Below are 764 nucleotides of genomic sequence, written 5' to 3'. Positions count from 1 at the left end.
CCAAACAGTAGTCAAACGACTAGCACACGAGAAGAGCAGCGCGCGCTCACAACGAACTTTAAATAAAAAAGATGTCGATAGTACCAATGATGTTTCGCGATTGGTGGGATGACTGGGAGCGTATCGAGCGCCCCTCCAGACTACTGGACCAGCACTTCGGCATGGGTCTGAAGAAGGACGATCTGTTATCCTCCATCAGTTCATTCCCCTCGACCTCGCTCTTCAGAAATTCATACTTCAGACCTTGGAGGGCGAGCTTAGCCAGGCAGGAATCTTCTTCGACGATCAATTTGACGAAAGAGAAATTTGAGGTTATTTTAGACGTTCAGCAATTCACTCCAGACGAGATCACGGTCAAGGCGTCGAACAACACGGTTGTCGTCGAAGGCAAGCACGAGGAGAAACAGGACGAGCACGGCTTCATTTCCCGTCAGTTCACCCGCCGGTACATCCTGCCGACCGGATACGAGGTCAACGACCTGGTCAGCACGTTGTCTTCCGACGGCGTGCTCACCGTCACGGCGCCGAAACGACCTCCACCTAATGCCGGCGAAAGGATCGTACCGATCACGAAAACCGGACCCGCTAAGCAACCTGAGGCTGCGTCTTCGAAGCCGGAACAGCAACAGCCCCGCGAACAAATGGTGCCCATCGTCACCTCCCCTTAACCCCCCTAGTGCCGAGCACAACGACCGAAACATAAATAGCATTTAATTTTAATTGTTTTTTTTTTTGTTTTCTGCCCGTTGTTGGCCAACGACGAG

At 52.1% G+C, this 764-nt stretch carries 1 protein-coding gene; it reads left to right on the top strand.

The genetic code is table 11. The features are described 5' to 3' along the window. Window positions 1–71 precede the first annotated feature (71 nt). Window positions 72–668: an Hsp20 family protein gene (locus F0U47_RS22875; RefSeq protein WP_149730604.1), complete on the top strand. Its 597-nt coding sequence runs from the start codon at window positions 72–74 to the stop codon at window positions 666–668. The last annotated feature ends 96 nt before the right edge of the window (window positions 669–764 follow it).

It is taken from the genome of Nocardioides antri (assembly GCF_008373765.1).
Taxonomy (GTDB): domain Bacteria; phylum Actinomycetota; class Actinomycetes; order Propionibacteriales; family Nocardioidaceae; genus Nocardioides; species Nocardioides antri.
This window is presented reverse-complemented; position numbering and strand designations above follow the sequence as displayed.